Origin of the sequence: Pseudomonas sp. (assembly GCF_036387035.1) — a bacterium.
In the GTDB taxonomy this organism is placed as follows: Bacteria; Pseudomonadota; Gammaproteobacteria; order Pseudomonadales; family Pseudomonadaceae; genus Aquipseudomonas.
Map to the genome: position 1 here is coordinate 1 of NZ_DASVUM010000245.1, position 4705 is coordinate 4705.

At 60.6% G+C, this 4705-nt stretch carries 5 protein-coding genes; 4 read left to right on the top strand and 1 reads right to left on the bottom strand.

Annotated elements, in window-relative coordinates:
• The 4 genes from VF672_RS22505 to VF672_RS22520 form a co-directional block, all read left to right on the top strand.
• A partial coding sequence (locus VF672_RS22505; RefSeq protein ID WP_331107042.1) for a urate hydroxylase PuuD occupies positions 1–801 on the top strand: 801 nt, incomplete at its 5' end.
• Positions 802–906: 105 nt separating this feature from the next.
• Entirely contained in the window at positions 907–2262 is a 1356-nt protein-coding gene (locus tag VF672_RS22510; protein ID WP_331107044.1) for a nucleobase:cation symporter-2 family protein, read from the top strand.
• A 358-nt stretch (positions 2263–2620) separates the two neighbouring features.
• On the top strand, positions 2621–3409 hold the full coding sequence (locus VF672_RS22515) for a hypothetical protein (RefSeq protein WP_331107047.1): 789 nt from the start codon (positions 2621–2623) through the stop codon (positions 3407–3409).
• A gap of 208 nt (positions 3410–3617) precedes the next feature.
• Entirely contained in the window at positions 3618–4376 is a 759-nt protein-coding gene (locus tag VF672_RS22520) for a hypothetical protein (RefSeq protein WP_331107049.1), read from the top strand.
• Positions 4377–4494: 118 nt separating this feature from the next.
• Here the strand turns inward: VF672_RS22520 and VF672_RS22525 are convergent.
• Positions 4495–4705: hypothetical protein (locus VF672_RS22525; RefSeq protein ID WP_331107051.1), on the bottom strand; the 211-nt coding region annotated here is incomplete at its 5' end.

Here is a 4705-nt window from a genome sequence, read left to right on the forward strand (position 1 = left end):
GGTGCGATCATCGGCACGATCATGGTCGGCAACGTGCTGCGCATCATCATGCCGGCCCAGCGCGCGCTGGTCGCCGCCATCGCCGAGAACCGCACGCCGGACCCGTCGCTGCCCGCCAAAGGATTGCTGCGTTCACGGCACAACAACTACTTCACCCTGCCCGTGCTGTTCATCATGATCAGCAACCACTTCCCGAGCACTTACGGCAGTCAGTACAACTGGCTGATTCTGGCCGGAATCGCGGTGTGTGCGGTGTTGGTCCGCCACTACTTCAACACCCGTCACAACAGTCACAAATACGCCTGGGCCTTGCCGGTCGGTGCGCTGGGGATGATGTGTCTGGCCTACGTCACCGGCCCGGCGCAAATGCCCCACGGCCCGGACGTGGCGGCGAAGATCCAATACCAGCCGCTGCCGGGCACGGCCATTGGCGGCCATCGCGCCGACGAGCCGAAGCCTGAGGTCGCGCCAGCGCCTGTCGCAGCGGCGCCTGCCACTGCGACAGCTGCGGCGCAGCCGGCACAGGCCAGCACCGGCGGCGTGGATTTCGAAAAAGTGCACAGCGTGATTCAGGAACGTTGCGCGGTCTGCCACTCGGCCAAGCCGACCAGCCCGCTGTTCAGCAGCGCGCCGGGCGGGATCATGTTCGACACGCCGCAACAGATTCAGCAACTGGCCCCGCGCATTCAGGCCCAGGCCGTGACCGCGCAAATCATGCCGCTGGGCAACATCACCCAGATGACCCAGCAGGAACGTGACCTGCTGGGGCAATGGATCGATAAAGGGGCGCAGACGAACTGATCGGCTGGCTGCACGTTCATGGACGAATCAATCTCCTACAACAACAGCGTTCCATCGCCCTGCCACACCGGGCGTACTCATAAAATAAAAACAATGAGGTGTTGCATGTCCGAGTCCACTCACGCGCGCATCCCTGCCGCGCCGCCACGACAGCCCCTGCCACTGCTGCAACTGATTCTGGTGGGCCTGCAACACGTCCTGTTGATGTACGGCGGTGCCGTCGCGGTGCCGCTGATCATCGGACAGGCCGCCGGGCTTTCCCGGGAAGAAATTGCCTTTCTGATCAACGCCGACTTGTTGGTGGCCGGCATCGCCACGGTGGTGCAATCCTTGGGCATCGGTCCGCTGGGCATCCGTATGCCGATCATGATGGGCGCCAGTTTCGCCGCCGTCGGCAGCATGGTGGCAATGGCCGGAATGAGCGGCGTCGGCCTGCCAGGCATCTTCGGCGCGACCATTGCTGCGGGCTTCTTCGGCATGCTGATCGCTCCGTTCATGTCAAAGATCGTGCGCTTCTTTCCGCCGCTGGTGACCGGCACCGTGATCACCTCGATCGGCCTGTCGCTGTTTCCCGTGGCGGTCAACTGGGCGGGCGGCGGCAGCAAGGCCGTGAGCTTCGGCGACCCGGTCTACCTCGGCGTCGCCGCGCTGGTGTTGCTGACCATCCTGCTGATCAACCGCTTCATGCGCGGGTTCTGGGTGAATATCTCCGTGTTGATCGGCATGGGCCTGGGCTACATCCTCTCCGGCTTCATCGGCATGGTTGACCTCAGCGGTCTGGGTCAGGCCGAATGGGTAAAGGTGGTCACGCCGCTGCACTTCGGCATGCCACAGTTCAGCCTCGCGCCGATCCTGTCGATGTGCCTGGTGGTGGTGATCATTTTTGTCGAATCCACAGGGATGTTCCTCGCGCTGGGCAAGATCACCGACCGCGAAGTCACCCCCGGCATGCTGCGCCGCGGCCTGTTGTGCGACGCCGCCGCCTCGTTTCTGGCGGGCTTTCTCAACACCTTCACCCATTCCTCGTTTGCGCAGAACATCGGCCTGGTGCAGATGACCGGCGTGCGCTGCCGCTCGGTGACCATCGTCGCGGGCGGGTTCCTCATCGTCCTCAGCCTGCTGCCTAAAGCGGCGTATCTGGTCGCCTCGATCCCGCCTGCGGTGCTGGGCGGCGCGGCCATCGCCATGTTCGGCATGGTCGCCGCCACGGGGATCAAGATCCTTCAAGAGGCGGACATCTCCGATCGGCGCAATCAGCTGTTGGTGGCCGTGAGCATCGGCATGGGCCTGATTCCGGTGGTGCGCCCCGAGTTCTTCAGCCAACTGCCTTTATGGATGGGGCCGATCACCCACAGCGGTATCGCCATGGCGACATTGAGCGCGGTGCTCCTGAACCTGCTGTTCAACGTGCTGGGCGGTGCCGAGCGTGCGGCCATGGCCGGGCCACTGCATTCGCATTGACCGGTTGCCCTGTTTTCGACGGGAGTGCTCTGTGACAGAGCACTTGAGCACGGCCGCGCGAGTCAGTATCCTCCGCCGCCGCGTGAATTGGACCCAATAACAACACCGCCACTCACCTGACTGACCGGACAACGCTCCGGTCAGCCCGTGCAGGCTCCAGACGGCATCAACGAATCGACCATTCGACTGTTTGTAAAACAGCCGGCAGGACCTTTTTGTCTCTTTTTCAAGGTGTTGGCTCAGCTCTTGCTATTCATCCAAAGCTGACCAAACAGACAACTTAGTTAACCAAAAACCAAGGCGCCACAACAGAGCGTCAGCCTGCAAAACAACGACGTCTATCCAAGGGAATCATTACATGAACCGCACACTTTCCAGCCTGATGGCCGCCAGCAGCCTGTTTGCCGCCACTCCTGCGTTGTCGGGTGATTTGCTGCAGTGGCAGAGCAACAGCCTGACTTACCTCAACGGCAAGAACTTCGCCGTGAACCCTGAGAGCCAGCAGACGTTCACCTACGAACATGCCGATGGCTGGAAATACGGCGATAACTTTGTCTTCCTCGATTACATCAGCTACAACGGCAAAAAGGACGGCAGCCTGGGTAACGCATCAACCTACGGCGAGATCTCCCCTCGCCTGTCGATGGGCAAGATCTTCAACCAGTCCTTCCAATTAGGGCCCATCACTGACGTGCTGCTGGCCACGACTTACGAGTTTGGCGAAGGCGACGTCGAGTCGTATCTGATCGGTCCCGGTTTCGATTTGAAGATCCCGGGCTTCGATTACTTCCAGCTGAACTTCTACAAGCGTTACAACGACGGCCACCGCGCCGGTTACGGCGCCTGGCAGATCACCCCGGTCTGGTCTTACACCATTCCCGTGGGCAAGTCCGACATACTGATCGACGGTTTCATGGACTGGGTGGTGGACAACAAACAGTCCAACAGCAAAGGCGATTACCACTCCAACCTGCACTTCAACCCGCAGATCAAATACGACTTGGGCAAGGCGCTTAACCTCCCCGACCGGCAGCTGTATGTGGGCGTTGAGTACGATTACTGGAGTAACAAGTACGGCATCAACGACACGCGCTCTTTCGACACCGACCAGAATACGGCGAGTTTACTGGTGAAAGTGTTCTTCTGATCGCTTCGGGACGGTGCTGGCAAGCGCCTTCGCAGGCCGTTGGCATGGGCCGTCCACTGCAGAATGCCCGGCGCATTGCGCGTCGGGCTTAATGCGCTTTTCATTTTCATACGACCGATTTTTAACTTCCGCTCCGGGATGATAGGCACCGTCGGCCACTGTCGGGCAGACACTCGAACCTTCCTGTCTGAACCACCCGGTAATCACAATGAACAAACTTCCGCAGATTACGCTCGCGTTCTGGGTCATGAAAATCTGTGCCACCACGTTAGGCGAAACAGCAGGCGACTTGCTGTCGATGACCCTCGACGTGGGCTACCTCATCAGCTCTCTGATTCTGATCAGCGTGTTTGTCGTTACGCTCATCACCCAACTTGCGTCCAGACGCTATAACCCCGCGTTGTATTGGTTAGTCATCCTTTCCACCAGCACAGCGGGCACCACCATGTCCGACTTCATGGACCGCACGCTCGGGCTGGGTTATGCGGCGGGCTCGGCCATTCTCGTGGCGATCCTGCTCGCTATCTTCTCGGTCTGGTACTGGAGCGAGCGATCGCTGTCAGTCAGCCGCGTCACGACGCTGAAAGCCGAGTTGTTCTACTGGTTCGCAATTCTGTTCTCGAACACGCTGGGCACGGCACTGGGCGACTTCCTGGCGGATGACTCGGGGCTGGGTTTTATGGGCGGCGCATTGCTGATCGGTTCGGCAATCGCCGTGGTGGTGGTGCTCCACTACACCACGCGGCTGTCGTCGGTGGCTTTGTTCTGGATCGCTTTCGTGCTGACCCGTCCGTTCGGGGCGACGCTGGGCGACGTGCTGACAAAGCCCCATGAGAAAGGCGGTCTGGACTTTGGCACGGTGGGCTCGTCAATGGTGCTGCTGGGTATTTTGATGCTGCTGGTGGGCGCCGCGATGTACTACAACCGCAAACCCGCGCCGGCTTATGCCTCGATCACTAACGAGTGATGGCAAGCGTCGGAGCGAACTGACCGTGGGCGTGCCTGTGACCGTCGTTCGTCAGCCCTCGCAACACGGCTGATGTTCAGCTGTCGCAGGCAAGCACCGTGGCATGCTGCCTACCCTCTCAGGAATGCCCTTCCCACGGCAGCGGCTTGCCCGCTCTAACCCTCGCATTCAGCGAGCGCAACAGGTCAAGGGGATCGCGGTCTTTCATCGCATGACTCTGCTCGTCGACCCAGGTCATGACCTGCTGGCGGTCGAGCGTCGGCCGACGGTGCAGGATTTCCACCAGCTGCCGCTCGCAATGCTGGGCATACGCAACGACGCTGGAAAAC